Genomic DNA, 23,078 nt, shown 5'->3' on the forward strand with positions numbered 1-23,078 from the left:
GCGTCCGGGCTCAGCGCGGGGCCGCGGGATCGTCGGTCTCGACGACCTCGACGACCTCGACCTCCTCGACCACGACGCCGTCGGCCTCCCGTTCGTCGTCCACGGCGACCGCGTCGCCGTCCTTCGGCACCTCGGCGTCGAGGGGGAGCTCCGAGTCCGTGTACTCGCCCTCCAACGGGTCGTTCGGCTGCATGTCTTCCGTCATCTCGCCCTCCGTTCGTCGGCCGCCGCCCGCGGCGCGCGGCGCGACCCACGCTAGGACGCCCGGCGACCAGGCGTGAGGGGATTGACGGCGACCCGACGCGCAGGTAGCCGGGGCCGGGAGCGGTAGGACATGCTGGTCGCGTGCCGACCGTCCTGCAGCTCGTCCGCAACCTCGTCGCGCCCCTGACCCGGACGAGGTTCTTCCGGATCGTCGCTCCGGTCGCGCTCCCGCCGATCGAGGCCGCGCTCGGGGCGGTGAGCGGCGGCCGGCTCCAGCTCGCATCGCTGCTCGTGCCATCGCTCGTGCTGCACACGATCGGCGCGCGGACCGGCGCGCGGCGCGACGTGCACCTCATGTACACGCCGGACCGCCAGGGGCGGGCGATCGTCGCGGGGACGAGCTTCGCGCGTGAGCGGCATCCGGGCTGGACCTACAACCTCGACGCGAACCCGGAGGCGTGGATCACGGTCCGCGACCGCACGCTGCGCGTCAGCGCCGCCCGGGTCCCGGCGGCCGAGCGGGATGCGGCATGGCACCGCATCGAGCGGCAGTGGCCGGGGTACCGCGGCTACGAGCGCGACTCCGGTCGGACCGTCCGGCTCTTCCTGCTGCAGCCGGTCGCGGAGGAGCCGGTGCCATCGGCCGGCGCGCCCCGGCCTGCTCCGACCGCCCTCGACGCCATCGGCGGTCGGGGTTAGGCTGCACCGCATGTGCAGGAACATCCGCACCCTCCACAACTTCGAACCCGCCGCCACGACCGACGAGGTCCGGGCCGCCGCGCTGCAGTACGTGCGCAAGGTGAGCGGGTCCACGCAGCCGTCCCAGGCGAACCGCGAGGCGTTCGACGAGGCGGTCGAGGCGATCGCGCACGTGACGCAGCACCTGCTCGATCACCTCGTGACGAACGCGCCGCCGAAGGACCGCGACGTCGAGGCCGCCAAGGCCCGCGCTCGCGCGGCCAAGCGGTACGCCACCCTGAGCGCCTGACCGGGCCCGTCGGGGGAGCACGGTAGCGTCGGCGCCATGGCCCGCGACGCGACGACGATCGACATCGACGGCCCGGACGGCACGCGCACCGTCCGGATCTCCAGCCCTGACCGCGTGGTGTGGCCGGTGCCCGGCATCACGAAGCTCGAGCTCGCCGAGTACCTCGTGGCGGTCGGTCCCGCCTTCGTCGCCGCGAACGGCGATCGACCGGTGTCGCTCGAGCGGTTCCGCGACGGGATCGGCGGCGAGTCGTTCTTCTCGAAGAACCCCCCGAAGGGCGCACCCGAGTGGGTGCGAGACGTGATGGTCACCTACCCGAGCGGCCGCCGGCATCCGCAGCTGGTCATCGACGAGCCCGCCGGCGCCGTGTGGGCGGCCCAGATGAACACCATCGTCTTCCACCCGTGGGCGTCGCGCGCCGGCGCGCCCGACCTGCCCGACCAGCTGCGCGTCGACCTCGATCCGCAGCCCGGCACCGACTTCGCCGACGCCGTCCCCGCGGCCGTCGCGCTGCGCGAGCTCATGGTCGAGGCCGGCCTCACCGCGTACGTGAAGACGTCCGGCAACCGCGGCATCCACGTGTTCGCGCCGATCGGGCCCGAGCACGAGTTCCTGGACGTGCGGCACGCCGTCATCGCCCTGGGACGAGAGCTGGAGCGGCGGATGCCCGAGCGGGTGACCACGGCGTGGTGGAAGGAGGAACGCGGCGAGCGCGTGTTCGTCGACTTCAACCAGGCGAACCGCGACCGGACGATGGCGGGCGCGTACAGCCCGCGTGCCCTCCCGTCGGCGGCGGTCTCGTGCCCGCTCGAGTGGGACGAGCTCGAGGGCGCCGACCCCGCCGCCTTCACCGTCCGGACCGTGCCGCAGCGGCTCGCCGAGCTCGGCGACCCGTGGGCGCACATGCACGAGGCCTCCGGCCGGATCGACGTGCTGCTCGAGTGGTGGCAGCGCGACCTCGACGACGGCCTCGGCGAGCTGCCGTTCCCGCCGGACTTCCCGAAGATGCCGGGCGAACCCACTCGCGTCCAGCCCAGCCGCGCCCGCAAGCCCGAGGGCGACTGACGCGTCAGACCTCGGTGCGCGCGCCGTCCCTGGCGTGCGGCGGCAGCCCGTGCACCTCGCGGTGCAGCCGCTCCATGCGCGCGTCGAGCTCGGCGGCGGTGCGGGCGGCGTCGGTCAGCTGGTCGAGCAGCTCGTCCGGCACGCGGCGGTCGAACTTGTAGTAGATCTTGTGCTCGAGGCTCGCCCAGAAGTCCATCGCGATCGTCCGGATCTGCACCTCCACGGCCACGGGGTGCGCGCCCGTCGAGAGGAACACGGGCACCTCGACGATCAGGTGCAGGCTCTGGTACCCGTTCGCCTTCGGCTCGGCGATGTAGTCCTTCACGCGGATGACGCGCACGTCCTCCTGCGCCGTGAGCAGGTCGGCGATCCGGTAGGCGTCGGAGACGAAGCTGCAGGTCACGCGGACGCCGGCGATGTCGGTGATCGTCGCGCGGATGGACTCGAAGGTCGGCTCGACGCCCTTGCGGCGCATCTTGTCGATCACGCTGTCGAGGCTCTTCACGCGGCTCGAGATGTGCTCGATCGGGTTGTACGCGTGCGCCTGGCTGAACTCCTCGCGGAGGATGGAGAGCTTGGTGATCACCTCGTCCATGCCGAACTTGTAGCGCTGCATGAACCGCTCGGTCTCGTCGCGCAGTGCGCGCATCTCGTCGAGGGTCCGACCGTCGATGGTGTCGAGGGTTCGCTGCGCCCGGTCGGTCAGCATCGGCGGCGGGGCGAAGCGGGCTGGCGGGGTTCCGTCGAGCGGCGTCACGCACCCCACGCTACGGGTCGAACCTCGGCGTCAGCCGTGCGGCGCCGATGCATCGCCCATGAGCCGGCCATGGCCGCGGCTCGGACGGGCGGCGCGCCGGCTCCGCCGCGCTCAGTCGACGGCGTCGACGTAGCGCCAGCGGTCCTCGCGGAGGAAGCGGCTGGTCTCGCGCTGCACGCCCCGCTCGCCATCGGCGGCGTAGCGGGCCGCGAACTCGACGAGGCCCTCGCGATCCAGCGGGCCGCCGCGCTCCGTGCGCACGATCTCGAGCGACCGCCATCGGATGCTCGGATCGAGGTCGAGCCGGTCGGGCCGGGTCGACGGATGCCACGTCGCCAGCAGGTACGGCGCAGCGCCGACCACGAACGCCGTGTACCGCGAGCGCATGAGCTGCACGGCGGTGGGGGCGGGCGCCCCCGACAGGATCGGGCCGCAGCATTCGGCGAACGTCGAGCCGCTCGTGCACGGGCAGCGGTCGTCCGCCGCGGGCGACGGGAACGGGCGATCGGCGTGCATGACATCCAGTCTCCCGCACCTTGCGGTCATGGTCTGCCCAGCTGAAGCCGAGGATTCGTCCAGAAACACGGTGCAGAGTGGGGGACTCGTGCGCCCGGGCCGTCGGTCCGGGCCCGTCCATGCCCCGCTCGGAGGGCCCCCGACTGATCGAATCCGAGCCCCCCAACGCCTATGCAGCCCACCACTTCGCCCACGTCTGCCCCCACGTCCGACCACGAGACCACCCCGTTCCGCACCGAGGCCGCCTCGCGCCGCCTCGCGAAGCGCGACCGCCGCTCGCGGCGCCGTCGCCTCGTCGCAGCCGGCGCGCTCGTCGCGGTCGGCGCCATCGCCGGCACGGGACTCACCGTGAACTCGTCGCTCGCGGCCCAGCGGGTGGCCGACACCGCCGTCCTCGCCGAGTCGACCGGCCTCGCCAAGGACCAGCTCGGCGCCTACGCCGGCATCGCCGAGGCCAAGGTGCACGCCGAGGCCCAGGACACCCTGACGCTCGCCGAGGACACCCTCTCGGACGTCGAGGGCAAGATCGATGCCGGTGCGCTGGCTTCGTCGGTCGCCTCGCTCGGGGACTACGAGGTGCTCCCAATCGACGAGGTCCGCGATCTCACGTCCTCGACACGGGCCGAGATCCACAAGGCCGAGGACGCCGCGAAGGCGCACGACCGCGAGGTCGCCGAGCGCGAGGCGGCCGAGGCGCTCGCCCGCGCGAACACCCCGGAGGGAGCGAAGGCGACCGCGCGCGACATGGCCGCGTCGCAGTACGGCTGGGGCGAGGGCGAGTTCCAGTGCCTCGTGTCGCTGTGGACCAAGGAGTCCGGCTGGAACTACCAGGCCGAGAACGCGTCGAGCGGCGCGTTCGGTATCGTGCAGGCGCTGCCCGCCGAGAAGCTCGCGACCGCCGGCGCCGATTGGCGGACGAACGCGGCGACGCAGGTCAAGTGGGGCCTCGACTACATCCAGCGCTCGTACGGCTCGCCGTGCGCCGCCTGGGGGCACTCGCAGGCCATGAACTGGTATTGATCCGCCCGGTCACGTGAGCCGTGGGTCCCCCCGGGCCGGCGGCTCACGTCGTCCGCGACCGCCGGTCGACGGCATCGCGACCGGCCAGCAGGAGCCCGACCGCCGCGACGACGCCGAGCGAGAGCACGCCGAGGCTCAGTTCCACGCGCTCGCCGGCGGCGAGGAAGGTCCATGCGATGGCCGCGTACGCCAGCACCACGACCCACCCCGTCGCCCACGCCCAGCGGGTGCCGTGCCGGAACCCCTCCGCGGCCACGAGCAACGCCATGAGTCCGGTGCACGCGAAGCCCGCACCGTACCCGCGCGCGATCAGCGTGATGATGCCGTACGCGGGCATGAGGGCCTCGGGTGTCGTCCCCGCGAACTCCGCGATGTTGTCCAGCGCCGTCCCCGGCAGTATGACCGTCCACATGATGCCGGCCAGGGTGAGCAGCGCGCTCATGACCAGCAGCAGCCCCCAACCGATCCTCGCCGTCCTCGTCCGGGCGTCGCGCGTCTGCGTGCGCATGGTCGACCTCCTCGCGCTCCCGGGCGTGAGCGCCAAGGGAGGAAGGGCCGAGGGCCGCTCACGCATCCTCAGCGGCACCGCCACGGCGCTTGGACGGACGTGATCTCGACGGAGTCCCGCGAACGACCACGCCGTCCGCGCGCGGTGACGATCGACCGGGTCACCGCTCATCTCCGAGGATGTCCCTCCGACCGACCCGCGTCAAGCGCGCCGTCGTGCCGAGCTGCCGCCCCCGCGGATCAGGCCGTCCGCGGGTCCAGCAGACCCCGCCGCGAGGGATGCCGGTCGAACCACTGCTCGACGTACCAGCAGCTGGGCACGATCCGTCGCGTGGACCCGGCCTCCACGTCGTCCACGGCGAAGCGCACGAGTTCGGCCGCGAGGCCGCAGCCGCGGTAGGGCGGATTCGTGAAGGTGCGGACGAACGCGACGGTGTCGCCGAGTTCCCGGTAGTCGAGGACGCTCGCGATCTGGCCGTCGACGCGCAGGGCGTACCGGCGGAGTTCGGGCTCGTGGACCAGTTCCTTCGTCACCCGCCCAAGGCTACGCCGCGACCGGCCGCGCGCGGCTCAGCGGCCGCGCAGTCGGTCGAGGTCGCGCCGCTCGCGTTTCGTCGGGCGGCCCGCACCGCGTTCGCGGACGGGCACGGCGGGCACCGCCTCGCGCGGCGGAGGAGCGGGCGTCCGGTCGTCTGCCGCGGCGGCGGCGAGCTCGGCCGACACCCGCTTCACGATCGGGCGCCGCACGATGAGGATCCGGTCGAACCCGTGGAGGCGCACCCGCACCTCGTCGCCGGGCCGGACCGGCTGCGCGGCCTTCGCACGCTCGCCGTTCACCCGGACGTGACCGGCCCGGCAGGCCGCGGTCGCGGCCGAGCGCGTCTTGCACACCCGGACCGCCCACAGCCACGCATCGACGCGCGCCGAGTCGAGGTCCGCCATCCCATCAGCCTACGGCCCGGTGCGCGGGGTGACGTCAGCGGATGAGCGCCCACCAGATCATGAGCATGGTGACGAGGAACCCGACGACGTAGTTGATGCGGATGAAGTGGCGCCAGCCCCGATTCGACTCGCCCGACGCGGCGTCGCTCACCGAACGGAACGGCCAGGCCGCCCAGAGGTAGGGGATCACGAGCAGTCCCGCGAGCGGTCCGGGCCACTGCGTCGCCAGCATGAGCAGTCCGGCCGTCGCCCAGAGCGCGAGGGCGATCCGCACGGTCACGGCGGCGCCGAACGCGGTCGCGATCGAGGCGATGCCGCCCTCGCGATCGGGGACGACGTCCTGCACCGCGCCGAACGCGTGGCTGGCCATGCCCCAGCAGAAGAACGCGAGGAGCAGGGCGACGAGCGGCCAGGTGAACGTCGCGCCGGCGACGGCCAGGCCGTACACGGCCGGGCTCGTGAAGTGCGTGCTCGAGGTGATCGAGTCGAGCACCGGCCGCTCCTTGAAGCGCAGTCCGGGAACGGAGTACGCGAACACCGCGAACAGGCTCACGGCGAGCACGAGCCACGACCAGGGCTCCTCGGTGCCGCCCAACCAGAGCATGGCGACGACGAGCGGCACCGCCGAGACGATGCCCGCCCACACCACGGTGCGATGCAGGCTCGGATCGAGCAGCGCGCCCTCGGCCCCGCCCTTGCGGGGGTTCCGGAGGTCGGACTCGTAGTCGAACACGTCGTTCACGCCGTACATGAGGAGGTTGTACGGGATCAGGAAGAAGAGGGTGCCGACGACGAGCAGCGCGTCGACGCGCCCGGTCGTGAGCACGTAGGCGGCGGCGAAGGGGAACGCCGTGTTGATCCAGCTCACCGGCCGCGACGAGAGCAGGACCTGCCCGGCGCGATGCGCGAGCCCGTCGCGCGCGTCGTGGGTGCTCACCGCTGCGCCGTCCGGTCGGCTCGGGCGGGATCGGCGGCCCCGGCGCGGCGCCGTGCCGCGAGGGTGAAGACGGCGGGCACCAGGAGGACGCCGGCCAGGGGGTAGAGGAAGTCCTCGACCGGTGCGAGCCCGACGGCCCAGCCGCTCCGCTGCGCATCGTCGTACGCGACGATGCCCGTGCCCACGATGAGCGAGTCGAACACCGCGGTGAGGGTGAGGAGCACCAGCGTCGCGATCGCCGTCGCGACCGCCCGCCGTCGCCGGTCGCCGCGACGCCGCGGCCACGCCACCACGGCCAGGACGATCGCGACCGCGAGGAACGGCAGGCTGATCAGCAGGTAGGTCATCGAGGTCCTTCCCGGTCCGCGCCGCGGCGCGTCGCGCGGGCGGCGAGCAGCCGTTCGGCGCCGAGCACGAGCACGAGCGTGAGGTAGCAGAGGAAGACGAGGAACACGGGCTCCTCGAGCGGCAGCTCGGGTGCGAGCTCGATGCCGGTCACGATCGACGACTCCCCGCGGAAGAAGACGCCGGTGAGGATCCCGGCCGCGTCCCAGAGCAGGAAGAACGCGAGCCCGACGGCGATCGTGAGCGTCGCTGCGAGCGGTGCCCGCCAGAAGACGAGCCGCCAGCGCGCATCGATCAGCGCCATGCAGCCGATCACGACGAGGAGGCCGGCGAGGTAGGCGATGCCGGTCATGCCAGCGTCGGGCTCGGTCCGGCGGACTCGACCTCGCCGACGGACTCGGGCTCGGCGATCGGACCGGGCGACCGGTCGCCGCGCACGCGCTTGAGCACGTTCTCGGCGCTGATCAGGCACATCGGAAGCCCGATGCCGGGCACCGTCGACCCGCCCGCGTAGTAGAGCCCGTCGACGCGACGCGACCGGTTCGTGCCGCGGAGGAACGCGGACTGCCGCACCGTGTGCGCCGGCCCGAGCGCGCCCCCCTGCCAGGAGTTGAGGCCCGCGGCGAAGTCCGCGGGGCCGACCGTGCGCCGCACCACGATCCGGTCGACCAGGTCGGCGTGTCCCGTGACCTCCGCGATGCGACGGATGGCGCGATCCGCGGTCTCCTCGACGAGTCGGTCGCCGGCGCCGTCCTCGCCGCCGCGCCCGATCGCCGGGTCCGCCGGCACCGGCACGAGGAGGAACAGGTTGCTGTCGCCGGCCGGGGCGACCGTGGCATCCGTCGCGCTCGGCATGCACGCGTAGAACGAGGCGGGCACCGGTACGTGCGGATCCGATCCGAAGATCGCCCCGAAGTTGGCGTGCCAGTCGTCGGTGAAGAACAGGGAGTGGTGGGCCAGCTCCGGCAGCTCGCCGCGGATGCCCAGCATCGCCAGCACCGCACCCGGGCCCGACGTGCGCCGGCGCCACCACGACTCCGGATACGTCTGCGCGCCGGGCGGCAGCAGTTCGGTCTCGGTGTGGTGGAGGTCGGCGGCGGACACGACCCGGTGCGCGGGCGCCACCACGGAGCGGCCCGAGGCGTCGAGGAACCGTGCCCCGGCGACGGCCGGGCGCGCGCCGCCCGAGGTCAGCTCGATCGCCTCGACGCGGGCGCCCGTGATGATGTCGACGCCTGCGGCGACCGCGATCGCGGCGATCCGCTCGATCAGCTCGGCGAAGCCGCCCCGCGGATAGAAGACGCCCTGCTCGAGGTCCATGTGGCTCATCAGGTGGTACATGGCGGGCGTGGCGTCGGGGGAGGACGCGAGGAACACGGCCGGGTAGCCGAGCACCTGGCGGAGGCGCGGATCGCGCACGGCGTGCGCTGCGAAGCGCTCCAGCGACGTGCCGAGCAGTCGGGCGAGCCGGCCGGACTGCCGCAGCACCTCGCCGGTGAGCAGGTGCCGAGGGTCGTCGAAGTTCGTGTACAGGAACCTCCGGCGGGCCATGTCGTAGGTGGATGCCGCGGAGTCGAGGTAGCGCTCGAGCGCCGCGCCCGCGCCCGGCTCCATCGACTCGAAGAGCGCGACGTTCTCGGCGCGGGTGCGCAGCACGTCGAAGGGCTCGTCGCGCCCGTCGGCCCAGACCCGGTACCCCGGATCGAGCTGCACGAGGTCCAGCTGCTCCGCCGAGCTCGTGCCGAAGAGCCGGAAGAAGTGGTCGAACACCTCGGGCATGAGGTACCACGACGGGCCGGTGTCGAACCGGAAGCCGCCGCGGGACCAGCTGCCCGCCCGGCCACCGAGCTCGTCGCGCGCTTCGAGCAGCGTCACGCGATGGCCGTCGCGGGCGAGCAGGGCCGCGGTCGCGAGGCCGGCGATGCCGCCGCCGATGACGACGATTCGCTCCGACGTGCCGATCATCGCCGATTCCCTCCGGTCGTGAGCGCCGAGCGCACCGCGATGGCGAGCTTCTCGCCGTCGGGCACGCGGATGCGCGTGGCGATGATCTCCGTCGCCGGGGTCGCGCGGCAGCGCGCCGTGAGGCTCGCGAACAGGCCGTGCGCGGCGGCGACCGCACTGCGGGCGCGGCGTGGCAGCTCCGGAAGGGACTCCCGCGCGATCGACAGGTCGTGGTCGATGTCGTCGAGGATCGCGGTCTTGTCGGCCTCGGTGAACGCGTCCGGGTCGACGCCCGGGAAGTAGTTCCGCCCGAGCGTCCGCCAGTCCACCGCCAGGTCGCGCAGGAAGTTGATCTTCTGGAACGCCGCGCCGAGGTGCACCGCGCCGCGCTCGAGGCGCGTGCGGCGTGCGGCGTCGGCGGGCTCGTCGGCGAGGAACGCCGCGAGGCACATGAGGCCCACGACCTCGGCGGACCCGTGGATGTACGGTCCGATCTCGTCGGCCGCGAACGGCGCCGGGTCGAGGTCGCGACGCATCGACGCGAAGAACGGACGGGTGAGCTCCACGCCGAATCCCGTGTCCCGTGCCACCCGCGCGAACGCGTGCACCACGAGGTTGGCGGAGTATCCGAGCTCCATCGCCCGTTCGGTGTCGGCCTCGAGGGCGTCCAGCACCTCGTGCTGCGCATCGAGGTCGAGCCCGGCCTCCGCGGCGGAGCCGTCGACGACCTCGTCGGCGACGCGCACGAGGGCGTAGATCGACCGGATCCGCCGTCGTGCGGCCGGATCGAGCAGTCGCGCCGCCGCGCCGAAGGAGGTGGAGTAGTGCGAGATGACCGTCGCGGAACTCGCCTCCGCGGCATCCGTGTACCGCTCGAGGAGCGAGGGGTCGTGCCGGCGCGTCATCGGACGCGCTCCGTGGCACGCTGGGCGAACTCGCCGAGCTCCGTGCGCAGCTCGACCGGGAGGTCGGCGGCGTCGAGCTCGTACCTGGCGAGCGTGACGTGCTCGTCGGCGAGGGCGATCGCGGCGTCGAGGGCCCCGCAGGCGCGCAGCTGCTCTCGGAGCTCGGTCGCCGACGCGTCGTCGAGGGCGGGATCGCCGAGCCGCGAGCTGATCGACGGCCACGCGGCCGTGGTCGCCGCGTGCGCGATCAGCGCGGTCCGCTTGCCCTCCCGGAGGTCGGCGGAGGCCGACTTGCCCGTCACGAGCGGGTCGCCGAACACGCCGAGCACGTCGTCGGTGATCTGGAACGCCACGCCCACGAGCCGGCCGAACCGGCACAGCGCGTCGACCGCAGGGCCGGGAGCGCCGGCGAGCACGGCGCCGGCCGCGAGCGGCGCCTCGAACGAGTACACCGCGGTCTTCTGCTCGAGGGTGGCGAGCACGCCGTCGAGCGCAGGCGTCGAGCCGTGGAGCGACCCGACGACGTCGGCCAGTTCGCCGGCCGCCGAGACGAAGACGGCACGGTCGAGGATGTCGAGCAGCGCCTCCCGGCGGGTCCGTCCGATCGGCAGCATCGCCAGCTCGCGATGCGCGCGGCTGAGCGCGAGGTCCCCCGCGAGCACGGCAGCGGTCGCGGCCCACACCTCGCCCGTCTCGGCGTCGCCGCCGTGCGCGACCGCGCGTGCCGCGAACCGGCCGGCGACGTTCGGTGCGCCGCGGCGCACGGTGTCGCGGTCGATCAGGTCGTCGTGGATGAGGAACGCCGTGTGCAGGAGCTCGAACGCGAGCGCCACACGGGTCGCCAGCGGCCGCTCGGTCCCGCCGAACCCGCGGTACGCCGACCAGACGAGGCGCGGTCGGATGCGCTTGCCGCCCGAGCTCTGCAGCTCGATCGACTCCCAGAGCGCCTCGTAGTGAGTGCCGTACGCGCCCGCGCGGTCGCGTGCATCGGCGAAGAAGGTGCGCAGTTCCCCGTCGATCGCCGCGTCGAGCAGCTCAGGCACGGAAGAGCTCCAGTTCGCGGGCCTGCAGCACGAGCCACGGGCTGAACGCCCAGGGCGCGGCCTCGACGGCCGTGGCGAGCGACTTCGGCTCCACCCAGCGGTACTCGGCGACCTCGCGCGGGTTCGGGTCGGGCTCGCCCGACGCCGTCGCCAGGTACACGGGGCACACCTCGTTCTCGACGATGCCGTTCGCGTCGGTCGCCCGGTACCGGAACAGCGGCAGCGCGAGCTCGACGGTGTCGAGGTCGAGCCCCAGCTCGAAGTCCGCGCGCCGCTGCACGGCGTGCAGGAGCGGCTCGGCGGGCTTCGGGTGGCCGCAGAACGAGTTCGTCCAGACGCCCGGCCAGGTCTGCTTGGTCACGGCGCGGCGCGTGATCAGCACCTCGCCGATCGGATTCACGACGTGGCAGGAGAAGGCCAGGTGCAGCGCGGTGTCGGGTCCGTGGGCGGCGCTCTTCGGCGCCCGGCCGATGGGCGTGCCCGACTCGTCCAGCAGCACCACCTCGTCCTCGACGGTCTCGGTCGCGTGGTCCATGATGGCCTCCTCGTCACTCGGGCGATGCGGCGAACCCCGGTTCGTGTGGTCGAAGCTAGCAGCGCGCGCGAGCCGGGGGGAACAACCGAAAGTTGGACGGCGTCGCCGGGCCGGGCGACGGATGCCGCTCCGCGCGCCGCGTGGGGCATGCTGGTGGGGTGACGGGCGAGAGCGGCGACGGCTGGGTCGAGGGTCCGGACGGCGCCCGGTACTGGGGCCGGTTCGGTGCGGCCGGCCTGCTGCTCATCGAGCCCGGCGGGTCGGTGCTCCTGCAGCACCGGGCCGCGTGGAGCCACTTCGGCGGCACCTGGGGCATCCCCGGCGGCGCCCGCCATCGCGGGGAGTCGGCGCTCGACGCGGCCGTCCGGGAGGCGACCGAGGAGACGGGCCTGCCGCACGGGCTCGTCGCCGCGCGGTTCGAGAGCGTGCTCGACCTCGGGTTCTGGTCGTACACCACCGTGGTGGCCGATGCGGTGCGGCGGTTCGAGCCGCGGCTGGCGGATCCCGAGAGCATCGCACTGCGCTGGGCCGCGCTCGATTCGGTGGAGGCGCTGCCGCTGCATCCGCGGTTCGCAGAGGCGTGGCCGGCGTTGCGCGCCCGGCTCGAGGCGGACGGCCCTCGATAGGATCGACTCGTGGGCGGGGAGTCGGGGGTCTCGGATCGGGTCTGGACGCTGCCCAACGTGCTCAGCATGCTGCGGCTGGCGCTCGTACCGGTCTTCCTCGTGCTCGTCGTGCAGGGCGCCTACATCCCGGCGCTGGTCGTGCTCGTCGTGGCGAGCCTCACCGACCTGCTCGACGGGTACCTCGCCCGGCGGCTCGGCCAGGTGACGCGGCTCGGCCAGCTGCTCGACCCCGCCGCGGACCGCCTCTACATCTTCGCCGCGCTGCTCGGCCTCGCCGCGAACGACCTCGTGCCCTGGTGGATCGTCATCGTGATCATCGCTCGCGACGTCTTCCTGCTGGTCCTCGGGGTCGTGCTCGCGAACCACGGCTACGGCCCGCTCCCGGTGCACCAGCTCGGCAAGGCGGCGACGTTCGCGCTGTTCTCCGGCGTTCCGATCATCATGCTCGGACTCGCGTTCCCGGTCGTGCAGCCGGTCAGCGAGCCGTTCGGGTGGGCGGTCACGATCTGGGGCGCCTTCCTCTACTGGTGGGCCGGCGTCATCTACGCGATCGAGACCGCGCGTGTCGTGCGGGAGACGCGGGTGTCGGGCCCACCGGCATCCGATACGCTTGAGCCGGGAGGTTAGCGGTGGCGGATTCCGACATGACCCAGGCCGGTGCGAACGACGAGGGGCGCGAACCGGAGGCCGAGACGTCGGCCCATCGCGTCGACCACGCGAACGACACCACGATGGGCTTCAGCCGCGAGGCCGCGGCGCAGTTGAGCGCGCTCGACGCGGACGTGAGCGCGGCGGAGCAGGAGGCGATCGCGGCGCTGCCGTCGGCGTCCGCGCTGCTCATCGTCCGTCGCGGTCCGAACGTCGGCGCCCGCTTCCTGCTGGACACCGACGTGACGTCGGTCGGCCGGCACCCGGACGCGGACATCTTCCTCGACGACGTCACCGTCTCGCGCAAGCACGCCGAGTTCGTCCGTCACGGCACGGCGTTCGAGGTGCGCGACCTCAACTCGCTGAACGGCACGTACTTCGACGGCGTGCGGATCGAGACCGCGCTGCTGAGCGACGGCGCCGAGGTCCAGATCGGCAAGTACCGACTGACGTTCTACGCATCGCGTCACGACCTCGCCCCGACGGGCACCGGGTGAGCGAGGGCGCCGCGGCGCGGCGTCCGGCTCACGGCCCACCGCTGCTCGGCATCGGCCAGGTCCTGGCGAGGCTCCAACCGGAGTTCCCGGAACTGACCCCGTCGAAGCTGCGCTTCCTCGAGGAGCAGGGGCTCGTGTCGCCTGCGCGCACCGCGGCGGGCTATCGCAAGTTCTCGCCGTCCGACGTCGAGCGGCTCACGGTCGTGCTCTCGATGCAGCGCGACCACTACCTTCCGCTGAAGGTCATCCGGGCGCACCTGGAGGAGGTCGACGCGGGCTGGACCCGCGCGCTGCCCGGCGCGGTCGACGCCGCCGGCTTCCGCGCGACCGCGGCGCGGTTCTCGCGCGACGACCTGATCCGGGAGGCCGGGGCGACGGCGGCCCTCCTCGACGAGGCGATCGCCGCTTCGCTGATCCGGCCGGCCGAGGTGTACGGCCCCGACGCGCGCGACCTGCTCGCGGCGCTCGCAGTGCTGCGGGGGAGCGGCATCGAGCCGCGCCACCTGCGCGGACTCCGCTCCGCGGCGGAGCGTCAGGCGGTCCTGGTCGAGCAGGCGATCGCGCCCGAGCGGCGACCCGACCCGGCCGGGCGTGCGCGGAGCGCGGAACGCGCCCGCGAACTCGGCGACCGGCTGGCGGCCGTCCATGCGGCGGTCCTGCGGCAGGCCCTCGACGGCCCATCGCGCTGACCCGGGCGACACGCCGTGACGTTCGGCCCGATGTCCTCGACTCCGGTCCCCGCCGTGGGTAGCGTGGACCCCGCGCCGCCGAGGCGCGACGAGAGTAGAGGGGCGATCGGATGACCGGGCTCGATCGGAGCGAACGAACACGCTACGACCTCGGACTGCTCTTCACCGACGGCCTCCCCGAGCACGACGACGGCACCGGCTACCGCGGTGCGGTGGCGGCCCGCGCGGCCGGCATCAGCTACCGGCAGCTGGACTACTGGGCCAGGACCGAGCTCGTGGAGCCCACGGTGCGGGGAGCCGCGGGGTCCGGTTCGCAACGGCTCTACGGATTCCGCGACATCCTCGTGCTGAAGCTCGTGAAGCGGCTGCTCGACACCGGGATCTCGCTCCAGCAGATCCGCGTCGCCGTCACGCAGCTGCGCGAGGCGGGCATCGACGACCTCGCCCAGACGACGCTGATGAGCGACGGGGCGAGCGTCTACCTCTGCACCTCCGACGACGAGGTGATCGACCTCGTCAACCGCGGTCAGGGCGTCTTCGGCATCGCCGTCGGCAAGGTCCTCCGCGAGGTCGAGTCCACGCTCGTGGAACTCGACACGCAGCCCGCCGACGCGGTCGACGAGCTGGCGGCCCGCCGCAATCGCGCCGCGCGCAAGATCTCCTGAGGCCGGGGCGCCGCCCCGCGGCATCCATCGCACCCTCGCGCCCGCGGTTCCGGGTCGGATGTGACGTGGTGTGACGCCCTCCGCGACTCAGCGCTGGGGGGCGTCGAGCTCCATCTGGGCGCCGGGAGCCGGGTCGCCGATGCGAGCCGTGCGCAGCACCCGCTCGAGCAGCTGGTCGAAGTGCGCCGACATCTCCTCGGCGCTCTCGCCGGGCCACATGTGCAGGGGCTTCGCCGCACCCTGCGCCTGCTGCAGGGACGTCCGTTCCGGCAGCTGCGGGCTGAGCACGAGCGGGCCGAACATGTCGCGGAGCTCCTTGATGCGGAACTGGTGCTCGAGCGACTGCACGCGGGCGCGGTTCACGATGATGCCGAGCGGCTGCAGTCGCGGTGAGAGGCCGCGGCGGATCTCCTCGATCGCCCGCAGCGCGCGATCGGCCGCGGCGACCGAGAACAGGCCGGGCTCGGTGACCACGGCGACGCGGTCGCTGGCGGCCCACGCCGTGCGGGTGAGCGCGTTCAGCGACGGCGCGCAGTCGATGAGGACCAGCTCGTAGTCGGACTCGACGTTGGCGAGCGCCTCCTCGAGCTTCCAGATGTCGCGGATCGACGGGTGCGGTCCGTCGTAGTTGATGGCCGACGGACTGCCGATCATCACGTCGATGGTGGACTGGGGATTCGTCCGGGCCCATCCGCTCGGGGCGATCGCAGATCGGACGATCTTCTCCTTCGGCGACGCGAGGACGTCGGCGACGTTGAGGTGGCCGGACATCTGGATGTCCATGCCGGTCGAGACGTCCGACTGCGGGTCGAGATCGACCACGAGCGTGCGCACGCCGCGCGCGAAGGCCGCGGACGCCAGTCCGAGGGTGACGGTGGTCTTGCCGACCCCGCCCTTCAGGGAACTGACCGAGAGAACGTGCACGAGCGAATACGTTACCGTTACTCGGAACGCGATACCTAAATGTTCGCTGTGCGGAAACCCCCGTCGGAAAGGCCTGCATGTTCTCGAAGATCCTGGTCGCCAATCGCGGTGAGATCGCCATTCGCGCGTTCCGTGCCGCCGTCGAGCTCGGTGCGAAGACCGTCGCCGTCTTCCCGTACGAGGACCGCAACTCGTTGCACCGGCTCAAGGCCGACGAGGCGTACCAGATCGGCGAGCCGGGGCACCCCGTGCGGGCGTACCTCGACGTGTCGGAGATCATCCGGGTCGCGAAGGAGTCGGGCGCCGACGCCGTGTACCCGGGCTACGGGTTCCTCTCCGAGAACCCGGAGCTCGCACAGGCCGCGGCCGACGCGGGCATCACGTTCATCGGCCCGCCGACCCGAGTGCTCGAGATGGCCGGCAACAAGGTCACCGCGAAGCAGCAGGCCATCTCCGCGGGTGTGCCGGTGCTGAAGTCCACCGAGCCCTCCACCGACGTCGAGGCGCTGCTCGCCCAGGCCGACGAGATCGGCTTCCCGATCTTCGCCAAGGCCGTCGCCGGCGGCGGCGGGCGCGGCATGCGCCGCGTCGACCGCCCCGAGGACCTCCGCCGCGCGCTCGAGGAGGCGATGCGCGAGGCCGACAGCGCGTTCGGCGACCCGACGATGTTCCTCGAGCAGGCCGTGCTCCGCCCGCGCCACATCGAGGTCCAGGTGCTCGCCGACGGCGAGGGCGGCACCGTCCACCTGTTCGAGCGCGACTGCTCGGTGCAGCGCCGGCACCAGAAGGTCGTCGAGATCGCCCCCGCGCCGAACTTGCCGGACGAGGTCCGCGAGTCCCTCTATCGCGACGCGGTCGCGTTCGCGAAGTCGATCGGCTACGTCAACGCGGGCACCGTCGAGTTCCTCCTCGACACCGCCGGGGACCGCGCGGGCCAGCACGTGTTCATCGAGATGAACCCTCGGATCCAGGTGGAGCACACCGTGACCGAGGAGGTCACCGACGTCGACCTCGTCGTCGCCCAGATGCGCATCGCGGCGGGCGAGACCCTCGACGACCTCGGCCTCACCCAGGACCGGATCCACCTCCGCGGCGCGGCGCTGCAGTGCCGCATCACGACCGAGGACCCGACCGCGAACTTCCGCCCCGACACCGGGAAGATCACGACCTACCGCTCGCCGGGCGGCGCCGGGATCCGCCTCGACGGCGGCACGGTGAACCCGGGCGCCCAGATCAGCCCCCACTTCGACTCGATGCTCGCGAAGCTCATCTGCCGCGGCCGCGACTACCACCAGGCCGTGACCCGCGCGAAGCGCGCGCTGGCCGAGTTCCGCATCCGCGGCGTCTCGACCAACATCCCGTTCCTGCAGGCCGTCATGGACGACCCGCACTTCATGACCGGCGACCTCAGCACGTCGTTCATCGACGAGCGGCCCCAGCTCGTCCGCGGCCGGGTCTCGAAGGACCGCGGCACGAAGATCCTCAACTGGCTCGCCGACGTCACGGTGAACCAGCCGAACGGCGCCGCGCCGACGACCGTGAGCCCCGCCGAGAAGCTGCCCGACATCGACGTGTCCGAGCCCGCTCCCGCCGGGTCGCGCCAGCGGCTGCTCGAGCTCGGGCCGACCGGCTTCGCCGCCGCGTTGCGGGCGCAGACCCCGCTCGCGGTGACCGAGACGACCTTCCGCGACGCGCACCAGTCGCTGCTCGCGACCCGCGTGCGCACCAAGGACCTCGTCGCCGTCGCGCCGTACGTCGCGCGGATGACGCCCCAGCTGCTCTCGGTCGAGGCCTGGGGCGGCGCCACGTACGACGTCGCGCTGCGGTTCCTGGGAGAGGACCCGTGGGAGCGTCTCGCGGCGTTGCGCGAGGCCCTGCCGAACATCAACATCCAGATGCTCCTCCGCGGTCGCAACACGGTCGGCTACACGCCGTACCCGACCGAGGTGACCGACGCGTTCGTACAGGAGGCGGCGGCCACGGGCGTCGACATCTTCCGCATCTTCGACGCGCTGAACGACATCTCCCAGATGCGACCGGCGATCGACGCCGTGCTCGCGGCGGGCACGCCGATCGCCGAGGTCGCGCTCTGCTACACCGCCGACCTGCTCGACCCGTCCGAGGACCTCTACACGCTCGACTACTACCTGCGGCTCGCCGACGAGATCGTCTCGGCGGGCGCGCACGTGCTGGCGATCAAGGACATGGCGGGCCTCCTGCGCCCCGCCGCGGCCGAGAAGCTCGTCACGGCGCTCCGCGAGCGCTTCGACCTGCCGGTGCATCTGCACACCCACGACACTGCGGGCGGCCAGCTCGCGACGCTGCTCGCGGCGAGCCGCGCGGGCGTCGACGCGGTCGACGTCGCGAGCGCGCCGATGGCCGGAACCACTAGCCAGCCCTCGGCCTCCGCACTCGTCGCCGCGCTCGCGCACACCGAGCGCGACACCGGCCTCGCGCTCGACGCGGTCTCCGACCTCGAGCCGTACTGGGAGGCCGTGCGCCGCATCTACCGGCCGTTCGAGTCGGGCCTGCCGGGGCCGACCGGGCGCGTCTACCACCACGAGATCCCGGGCGGCCAGCTGTCGAACCTCCGGCAGCAGGCGATCGCCCTCGGCCTCGCGGACGACTTCGAGCTCATCGAGGACATGTACGCGGCCGCGAACGAGATCCTGGGTCGCGTGCCGAAGGTGACCCCGTCGTCGAAGGTGGTGGGCGACCTCGCGCTGCACCTCGCCGCCGTCAAGGCGGACCCGGCCGACTTCGCCGAGAACCCCGACAAGTACGACGTGCCCGACTCGGTGATCGGCTTCATGGCCGGCGAGCTGGGCGACCTGCCCGGCGGGTGGCCCGAGCCCTTCCGAACGAAGGTCCTCGCCGGGCGCGACGTGCGCGTCGGCGTCGCCGAGCTCACGCACGCGCAGCGTCGCGGGCTCGAGGAAGCCGGCCTCGAGCGCCAGGCGCTGCTGAACTCCCTGCTGTTCCCCGCGCCGACCCGGCAGTTCGAGCAGATCCGCGAGCTCTTCGGCGACCTCTCCGTGATCGACACCCCCGACTACCTCTACGGCCTGCGTCCGGGCGCCGAGCACGTCGTCGAGATCGACAAGGGCGTCCGGCTCTACGCCGGCCTCGAGGCGATCGGCGAGGCCGACGAGAAGGGCATGCGCACCGTGATGACGGTGCTCAACGGCCAACTGCGACCGGTGTTCGTCCGAGACCGCAGCATCACCGTCGAGACGCGCGCGGCCGAGAAGGCGGATGCCTCGCAGCCCGGCCACGTCGCGGCGCCGTTCTCCGGCGTGGTGACGCTGCAGGTCGAGCCGGGCGCCGAGATCGAGGTCGGCCAGGCGGTCGCGTCGATCGAGGCCATGAAGATGGAGGCCGCGATCACGTCGCCCGTCGCGGGCGTCGTCGAGCGCGTCGCGATCCCGAAGACCCAGCAGGTGGAGGCGGGTGATCTGCTCCTGGTCGTACGCCCGGGTTAGACTCGGGACTGTTCCGCACTGAGGAGGGGGAATCGGTGGCAGGACACGACGAGGATCCGGAAGGCACCACCCGTCGAGGCGGCGCGCGGGGCGGCGACCGTTCCCGCGCCGGCGCGCATGCGGCGGATGACGTCGACGTGCACGTCGACCTCCCGCCCGCCGCGCCGCGCACCATGCCGGACGACGAGGTGGCCGTCGCGATCGATGACGTCGCGGTCGACCCGGGCGACCTGGGCGCGATGACGACGGGCACGACGTCGGTCGACGTGGTACCCGCGCTCGCGGGCGGTGCGTACCGGGGTGCGGCCGCGCGGCGCGATGCGTCGCCGTACGGCGCGCTGCTGGCCGCCGACGGCGCGCGCCTGCGGCGGGAGCGGGTCACGACCGACACCGGGGCGCACGTCGCGATCGTCGAGGACCAGGAGGGCGCGATGCTGCCCGCCGAGGTGCCGGAGACGGCCGAATCGCTCACCGCCGACCGGCTCATCGACGTCAATCGCACGACGCGTCCGGCACCGCAGGGCGGCATGAACCGGTTCGTCTACGAGGCGACGTTCCACCTCGTCAACCTCGGCGACTCCGCGAAGGTGCGTGCGCACAAGGCGATGAGCGAGCGCATCCGGCGCCGGTTCGAGGGAGGCTCGCGGTTCGTCCCGGTGCTCACGCGCAAGGGGGGCGTGGGCAAGACGACGATCACGACGCTGCTGGGCATGGCGCTGGCCGACGCCCGCGACGATCGCGTCATCGCGATCGACGCGAACCCCGACCGGGGCACGCTCGCGGAGCGCGTCGATCGCCAGACCCGCGAGACCGTCCGCGATGTCGTCGCGAAGGCGTCGTCGATCGGCGGCTACACCGACTTCTCGCGCTTCGTCTCGCGCGATGAGACCCGGCTCGACATCCTCGCCTCGGACACCGATCCGACCCTGTCCGAGGCGTTCGACGACAACGACTACAACGTGGTCGCCGGCCTCGCCGCGCGGTACTACTCGATCGTCCTCACCGACTGCGGCACCGGCATCGTGCACTCGGTGATGCGCGCCACGCTGCAGCGCGCGGACTCTATCGTCGTGGTCTCCGGCGGCAGCGTCGACGAGGCGCGCCTGGCGAGCGAGACGCTGACGTGGCTCGAGGCCAACGGCTACGCCGAGCTCGTGAGAAACGCGGTGGTCGCGATCAACCTGGCCACGCAGGGCACCCATCTCGTCAAGGTCGACGAGATCGAGGCCCACTTCCAGTCTCGCGTGCGCGAGATCGTGCGGATCCCGTACGACCCGCAGCTCGCGGCGGGCTCGGTGGTGCACTGGAGCGACCTTCGCCCCGTGACGCAGCACTCGGCCCGCGAACTCGCCGCCCTCGTGGTGGAAGGCCTGCCCGCCGAACGCGGGCACTGATCTCGGAGCACCATTGCCGGAACGTCCCATTCGCCTGTTCGGCGATCCTGTCCTGAAGACCGTCTCGAACCCCGTCGACCACGTCGACGACCGCGTCCGATCCCTCGTGGAAGACCTCGTCGACAGCGTGCGCCTTCCCGGTCGCGCCGGCGTCGCGGCACCTCAGATCGGCGTGAACCTGCGGGTGTTCAGCTACAACATCGAGGGCGAGGTGGGCTACATCATCAACCCCGTCCTGGTCGAGGTGTCCGGCGACCCCGAGCTCGTCGACGAGGGATGCCTCTCCGTCCCCGGGCTCTGGCACAAGACGCCGCGGCATCCGTTCGCGCGGGTCCGCGGCATCGACCTCGAGGGCGATGAGATCGAGCTCTCGGGCGAGGGGCTCATGGCCCAGGCCCTGCAGCACGAGACCGACCACCTCGACGGCGTGCTGTACCTCGACCGGCTCGAGAAGGACGAGCGGCGCGCGGCCATGCGCGCCGTGCGCGAGTCCGACTGGTTCTGACCGGCGCCGCCGCCGGACGAGCGGTGGAACGGCGACGGCCCCGCGGGACTCCCGCGGGGCCGTCGCCGTTTCTCGTGAACGTCAGCTGATGATCGAGTGGCCCTCGGTCGCGGGCGCGCCCGAGTACAGCCCCTCGATGTCGCCGGAGAAGTCGTCGAGGATCACGTTGCGCTTGATGCTCATCTTCGGCGTCAGGTGGCCGCTCGCCTCGGTGAACTCGATCGGGAGGATCACGAACTTGCGGATCGACTCGGCCCGCGAGACGTGCTCGTTCGCGGCGTCGATCGCCCGCTGGACCTCGGCGCGCACGGCGGTGTTCGCGCAGGCCTCCTCGAGGCTCATGCCGGCGTCCTCGCCGTGGTTGTTGAGCCACACCGGGAGCATCTCGGGGTCGAGCGTCACGAGTGCGGAGATGAAGGGCTTCTGGTCGCCCACGACCACCACCTGGCCGACGAGCGGGTTGGCGCGGATCGGGTCCTCCAGCGCGGCGGGGGCGACGTTCTTGCCGCCGGCCGTGACGATGATCTCCTTCTTGCGTCCCGTGATGGTCAGGAAGCCGTCGGCGTCGAACTCGCCGATGTCGCCCGTCTTGAACCACTCGCCGTCGAACGCCGCGGCGGTGGCCTCCGGGTTCTTCCAGTACTCCTTGAAGACGTCGACGCCCTTGACCTGGATCTCGCCGTCGTCCGCGAGGCGGACGGAGACGCCCGGGAGCGCCGGTCCCACGGTGCCGATCTTGGAGCGGTGGGCGAGGTTCACCGTCGCCGGCGCCGTCGTCTCGGTGAGGCCGTAGCCCTCGAGGATGGTGATGCCGAGGGCGTGGTAGAAGTGGCCGAGGCGGGCGCCGAGCGGCGCGGAACCGGAGACCGCGTACTTCACGTTGCCGCCCATCGCCGCACGGAGCTTCGAGAAGACGAGGCGGTCGAACAGCGCGAACTTCAGGCGCAGCCCGAGCGGGACCTTGCCGCCGGACTCGAGGGCGGTGGAGTACGCCACCGCGGTCTCGGCGGCGGCGTGGAAGATCTTGCCCTTGCCGCCGGCCTCGGCCTTCTGCTCCGAGACGTTGTAGACCTTCTCGAACACGCGGGGGACCGCGAGGAGGAAGGTCGGCTTGAAGCTCGCGAGCGACGGCAGCAGCTGCTTGGTGTCGGGCTGGTGCCCGACGCGGACGCCGGCGTGGACGCACAGCACCGAGATGAACCGGGCGAACACGTGCGCCGTGGTGATGAACAGCAGCGTGGACGCGCCGTTCGGGTCGAGCACGACCTCCTCGAGCGCGACCGCGGCGTTGCGGGAGAGCTCGACGAAGTTGGAGTGCGTGAGCACGCAGCCCTTGGGCTTGCCGGTGGACCCGGAGGTGTAGATCAGGGTGGCGATGTCGGAGCCGACCGCGAGGTTGCGGCGGCGCTCGATCTCGTCGTCCGTGACGTCGCCGCCGGAGGCCATCAGCTTGTCGAGGTCGCCGAGGTCGATCTGCCAGACGTCGCGGATCGCGGGAAGGTCGGGGTGGACCTCGTCGAAGCGGGCGAAGTGGTCGGCCGTCTCGAGGATGACCGCGATCGCGCCGGAGTCGCCGAGGTTCCAGCGCACCTGCGCGGGCGAGCTGGTCTCGTAGACCGGCACCAGGATGGCGCCCGCGAACCAGGCGGCGAAGTCGATGAGCGTCCACTCGTAGCGGGTCTTGCTCATCAGGCCGATCTTGTCGCCCGGTTGGATGCCGGCGGCGACGAGGCCCTTCGCGAGCCGGACCACCTGGTCGTGGAACTCGCGGGTGGTCACCGGGCTCCAACCGCCGTCGCCGGTCGGCAGGGAGAACAGCACCGAGTCCGGCGTCGCCTTCACGCGGTCGACGAGCAGGTCGGTGGTGTTGGCGTCGGGGTCGGCGGGGACCAGGGGCGCGGTGGTGAATTCGATCACGGTAGCTCCTTCGGCACCGGGAG

At 72.4% G+C, this 23,078-nt stretch carries 27 protein-coding genes; 12 read left to right on the top strand and 15 right to left on the bottom strand.

Annotated features, from left to right (window positions below; genetic code table 11):
- Positions 1-10 precede the first annotated feature (10 nt).
- Positions 11-205, bottom strand: coding sequence for a hypothetical protein (locus ABD230_RS00315; protein WP_344368648.1), 195 nt, complete (start codon positions 203-205; stop codon positions 11-13).
- Between the two features lie 140 nt (positions 206-345).
- Here ABD230_RS00315 and ABD230_RS00320 point away from each other — a divergent pair, with 140 nt between their 5' ends.
- Genes ABD230_RS00320 through ligD form a run of 3 tightly spaced genes read left to right on the top strand, consistent with a single transcriptional unit; the run spans position 346 to position 2,257 of the window.
- Positions 346-903: a nitroreductase family deazaflavin-dependent oxidoreductase gene (locus tag ABD230_RS00320; RefSeq protein ID WP_344368649.1), complete on the top strand. Its 558-nt coding sequence runs from the start codon at positions 346-348 to the stop codon at positions 901-903.
- Between the two features lie 10 nt (positions 904-913).
- Positions 914-1,192 (top strand): DUF2277 domain-containing protein, encoded by a 279-nt coding sequence (locus ABD230_RS00325; protein ID WP_344368650.1) that lies wholly within the window; start codon positions 914-916, stop codon positions 1,190-1,192.
- Between the two features lie 36 nt (positions 1,193-1,228).
- Positions 1,229-2,257 (top strand): non-homologous end-joining DNA ligase, encoded by a 1,029-nt coding sequence (ligD, locus tag ABD230_RS00330; protein WP_344368651.1) that lies wholly within the window; start codon positions 1,229-1,231, stop codon positions 2,255-2,257.
- Positions 2,258-2,261: 4 nt separating this feature from the next.
- Here ligD and ABD230_RS00335 read toward each other — a convergent pair whose 3' ends face one another.
- Positions 2,262-2,906, bottom strand: coding sequence for a GTP pyrophosphokinase (locus ABD230_RS00335; RefSeq protein ID WP_425546186.1), 645 nt, complete (start codon positions 2,904-2,906; stop codon positions 2,262-2,264).
- Between the two features lie 219 nt (positions 2,907-3,125).
- Complete coding sequence (locus ABD230_RS00340; protein WP_344368653.1) at positions 3,126-3,530, bottom strand: YchJ family protein; 405 nt, start codon at positions 3,528-3,530, stop codon at positions 3,126-3,128.
- A gap of 171 nt (positions 3,531-3,701) precedes the next feature.
- On the opposite strand from ABD230_RS00340, the gene ABD230_RS00345 reads away from it, so the two are divergent.
- Complete coding sequence (locus ABD230_RS00345; protein WP_344368654.1) at positions 3,702-4,550, top strand: aggregation-promoting factor C-terminal-like domain-containing protein; 849 nt, start codon at positions 3,702-3,704, stop codon at positions 4,548-4,550.
- 43 nt (positions 4,551-4,593) lie between these two features.
- Here the strand turns inward: ABD230_RS00345 and ABD230_RS00350 are convergent, their stop codons facing one another.
- The 10 genes from ABD230_RS00350 to idi form a co-directional block, all read right to left on the bottom strand.
- Positions 4,594-5,058, bottom strand: a complete 465-nt coding sequence (locus ABD230_RS00350) for a hypothetical protein (RefSeq protein WP_344368656.1) — start codon at positions 5,056-5,058, stop codon at positions 4,594-4,596.
- 239 nt (positions 5,059-5,297) lie between these two features.
- Positions 5,298-5,591: a GNAT family N-acetyltransferase gene (locus ABD230_RS00355; protein ID WP_344368657.1), complete on the bottom strand. Its 294-nt coding sequence runs from the start codon at positions 5,589-5,591 to the stop codon at positions 5,298-5,300.
- A 36-nt stretch (positions 5,592-5,627) separates the two neighbouring features.
- Positions 5,628-5,999, bottom strand: a complete 372-nt coding sequence (locus tag ABD230_RS00360; protein WP_344368658.1) for an RNA-binding S4 domain-containing protein — start codon at positions 5,997-5,999, stop codon at positions 5,628-5,630.
- Positions 6,000-6,033: 34 nt separating this feature from the next.
- Complete coding sequence (locus ABD230_RS00365; protein WP_344368659.1) at positions 6,034-6,936, bottom strand: prenyltransferase; 903 nt, start codon at positions 6,934-6,936, stop codon at positions 6,034-6,036.
- Positions 6,933-7,283: a lycopene cyclase domain-containing protein gene (locus ABD230_RS00370; protein ID WP_344368660.1), complete on the bottom strand. Its 351-nt coding sequence runs from the start codon at positions 7,281-7,283 to the stop codon at positions 6,933-6,935. Before ABD230_RS00370 ends, ABD230_RS00365 begins: the two co-directional genes overlap by 4 nt.
- Positions 7,280-7,633 (bottom strand): lycopene cyclase domain-containing protein, encoded by a 354-nt coding sequence (locus tag ABD230_RS00375; RefSeq protein ID WP_344368661.1) that lies wholly within the window; start codon positions 7,631-7,633, stop codon positions 7,280-7,282. Before ABD230_RS00375 ends, ABD230_RS00370 begins: the two co-directional genes overlap by 4 nt.
- A complete protein-coding gene (gene crtI, locus ABD230_RS00380) occupies positions 7,630-9,246 on the bottom strand; it encodes a phytoene desaturase family protein (protein ID WP_344368662.1) in 1,617 nt (538 codons plus the stop codon). The genes ABD230_RS00375 and crtI overlap by 4 nt, the downstream gene beginning before the upstream one ends.
- Positions 9,243-10,130: a phytoene/squalene synthase family protein gene (locus tag ABD230_RS00385; RefSeq protein ID WP_344368664.1), complete on the bottom strand. Its 888-nt coding sequence runs from the start codon at positions 10,128-10,130 to the stop codon at positions 9,243-9,245. The genes crtI and ABD230_RS00385 overlap by 4 nt, the downstream gene beginning before the upstream one ends.
- Positions 10,127-11,173, bottom strand: a complete 1,047-nt coding sequence (locus tag ABD230_RS00390) for a polyprenyl synthetase family protein (protein WP_344368666.1) — start codon at positions 11,171-11,173, stop codon at positions 10,127-10,129. Before ABD230_RS00390 ends, ABD230_RS00385 begins: the two co-directional genes overlap by 4 nt.
- Positions 11,166-11,708 carry an isopentenyl-diphosphate Delta-isomerase gene (gene idi / locus ABD230_RS00395; protein ID WP_344368667.1) on the bottom strand — a complete coding sequence of 181 codons (543 nt, stop codon included), beginning with the start codon at positions 11,706-11,708 and terminating at the stop codon, positions 11,166-11,168. Before idi ends, ABD230_RS00390 begins: the two co-directional genes overlap by 8 nt.
- Positions 11,709-11,866: 158 nt before the next feature.
- Between idi and ABD230_RS00400 the strand changes: the two genes are divergently transcribed.
- The 5 genes from ABD230_RS00400 to ABD230_RS00420 all read left to right on the top strand — a co-directional run bounded on the left by ABD230_RS00400 (position 11,867) and on the right by ABD230_RS00420 (position 14,833).
- Complete coding sequence (locus tag ABD230_RS00400) at positions 11,867-12,334, top strand: NUDIX domain-containing protein (protein WP_344368668.1); 468 nt, start codon at positions 11,867-11,869, stop codon at positions 12,332-12,334.
- 9 nt (positions 12,335-12,343) lie between these two features.
- Positions 12,344-12,961, top strand: a complete 618-nt coding sequence (locus tag ABD230_RS00405) for a CDP-alcohol phosphatidyltransferase family protein (protein WP_344368669.1) — start codon at positions 12,344-12,346, stop codon at positions 12,959-12,961.
- A 17-nt stretch (positions 12,962-12,978) separates the two neighbouring features.
- On the top strand, positions 12,979-13,479 hold the full coding sequence (locus tag ABD230_RS00410) for an FHA domain-containing protein (protein ID WP_425546176.1): 501 nt from the start codon (positions 12,979-12,981) through the stop codon (positions 13,477-13,479).
- Complete coding sequence (gene ftsR, locus ABD230_RS00415; protein ID WP_344368670.1) at positions 13,476-14,168, top strand: transcriptional regulator FtsR; 693 nt, start codon at positions 13,476-13,478, stop codon at positions 14,166-14,168. The genes ABD230_RS00410 and ftsR overlap by 4 nt, the downstream gene beginning before the upstream one ends.
- 110 nt (positions 14,169-14,278) lie before the next feature.
- Positions 14,279-14,833, top strand: coding sequence for a MerR family transcriptional regulator (locus ABD230_RS00420; RefSeq protein WP_344368671.1), 555 nt, complete (start codon positions 14,279-14,281; stop codon positions 14,831-14,833).
- An 87-nt stretch (positions 14,834-14,920) separates the two neighbouring features.
- Here ABD230_RS00420 and ABD230_RS00425 read toward each other — a convergent pair whose 3' ends face one another.
- Positions 14,921-15,757 (bottom strand): ParA family protein, encoded by an 837-nt coding sequence (locus ABD230_RS00425; protein WP_344368672.1) that lies wholly within the window; start codon positions 15,755-15,757, stop codon positions 14,921-14,923.
- Positions 15,758-15,834: 77 nt separating this feature from the next.
- On the opposite strand from ABD230_RS00425, the gene ABD230_RS00430 reads away from it, so the two are divergent.
- The 3 genes from ABD230_RS00430 (at position 15,835) to def (ending at position 21,138) form a co-directional block, all read left to right on the top strand.
- Positions 15,835-19,239: a pyruvate carboxylase gene (locus tag ABD230_RS00430; protein ID WP_344368673.1), complete on the top strand. Its 3,405-nt coding sequence runs from the start codon at positions 15,835-15,837 to the stop codon at positions 19,237-19,239.
- Positions 19,240-19,376: 137 nt separating this feature from the next.
- Positions 19,377-20,633, top strand: coding sequence for a MinD/ParA family ATP-binding protein (locus ABD230_RS00435; RefSeq protein ID WP_344368675.1), 1,257 nt, complete (start codon positions 19,377-19,379; stop codon positions 20,631-20,633).
- Positions 20,634-20,646: 13 nt separating this feature from the next.
- A complete protein-coding gene (gene def / locus ABD230_RS00440; protein ID WP_344368676.1) occupies positions 20,647-21,138 on the top strand; it encodes a peptide deformylase in 492 nt (163 codons plus the stop codon).
- Between the two features lie 81 nt (positions 21,139-21,219).
- Here def and ABD230_RS00445 read toward each other — a convergent pair whose 3' ends face one another.
- The gene (locus ABD230_RS00445) at positions 21,220-23,055 is read right to left on the bottom strand and encodes an AMP-dependent synthetase/ligase (RefSeq protein ID WP_344368678.1); all 1,836 of its coding nucleotides are present in this window, start codon (positions 23,053-23,055) and stop codon (positions 21,220-21,222) included.
- Positions 23,056-23,078: the final 23 nt, after the last annotated feature.

The sequence above is a fragment of the Agromyces tropicus genome, assembly GCF_039531345.1.
GTDB classification, from domain to species: Bacteria; Actinomycetota; Actinomycetes; order Actinomycetales; family Microbacteriaceae; genus Agromyces; species Agromyces tropicus.

Coding starts and splice junctions, on each gene's coding strand:
- ABD230_RS00315 (WP_344368648.1), bottom strand. CDS start 205: ATGACGGAAGACATGCAGCCGAACGACCCGTTGGAGGGCGAGTACACG.
- ABD230_RS00325 (WP_344368650.1), top strand. CDS start 914: ATGTGCAGGAACATCCGCACCCTCCACAACTTCGAACCCGCCGCCACG.
- ligD (WP_344368651.1), top strand. CDS start 1,229: ATGGCCCGCGACGCGACGACGATCGACATCGACGGCCCGGACGGCACG.
- ABD230_RS00335 (WP_425546186.1), bottom strand. CDS start 2,906: ATGCGCGCACTGCGCGACGAGACCGAGCGGTTCATGCAGCGCTACAAG.
- ABD230_RS00340 (WP_344368653.1), bottom strand. CDS start 3,530: ATGCACGCCGATCGCCCGTTCCCGTCGCCCGCGGCGGACGACCGCTGC.
- ABD230_RS00345 (WP_344368654.1), top strand. CDS start 3,702: ATGCAGCCCACCACTTCGCCCACGTCTGCCCCCACGTCCGACCACGAG.
- ABD230_RS00350 (WP_344368656.1), bottom strand. CDS start 5,058: ATGCGCACGCAGACGCGCGACGCCCGGACGAGGACGGCGAGGATCGGT.
- ABD230_RS00360 (WP_344368658.1), bottom strand. CDS start 5,999: ATGGCGGACCTCGACTCGGCGCGCGTCGATGCGTGGCTGTGGGCGGTC.
- ABD230_RS00370 (WP_344368660.1), bottom strand. CDS start 7,283: ATGACCTACCTGCTGATCAGCCTGCCGTTCCTCGCGGTCGCGATCGTC.
- ABD230_RS00375 (WP_344368661.1), bottom strand. CDS start 7,633: ATGACCGGCATCGCCTACCTCGCCGGCCTCCTCGTCGTGATCGGCTGC.
- crtI (WP_344368662.1), bottom strand. CDS start 9,246: ATGATCGGCACGTCGGAGCGAATCGTCGTCATCGGCGGCGGCATCGCC.
- ABD230_RS00385 (WP_344368664.1), bottom strand. CDS start 10,130: ATGACGCGCCGGCACGACCCCTCGCTCCTCGAGCGGTACACGGATGCC.
- idi (WP_344368667.1), bottom strand. CDS start 11,708: ATGGACCACGCGACCGAGACCGTCGAGGACGAGGTGGTGCTGCTGGAC.
- ABD230_RS00410 (WP_425546176.1), top strand. CDS start 12,979: ATGACCCAGGCCGGTGCGAACGACGAGGGGCGCGAACCGGAGGCCGAG.
- ABD230_RS00420 (WP_344368671.1), top strand. CDS start 14,279: ATGACCGGGCTCGATCGGAGCGAACGAACACGCTACGACCTCGGACTG.
- ABD230_RS00430 (WP_344368673.1), top strand. CDS start 15,835: ATGTTCTCGAAGATCCTGGTCGCCAATCGCGGTGAGATCGCCATTCGC.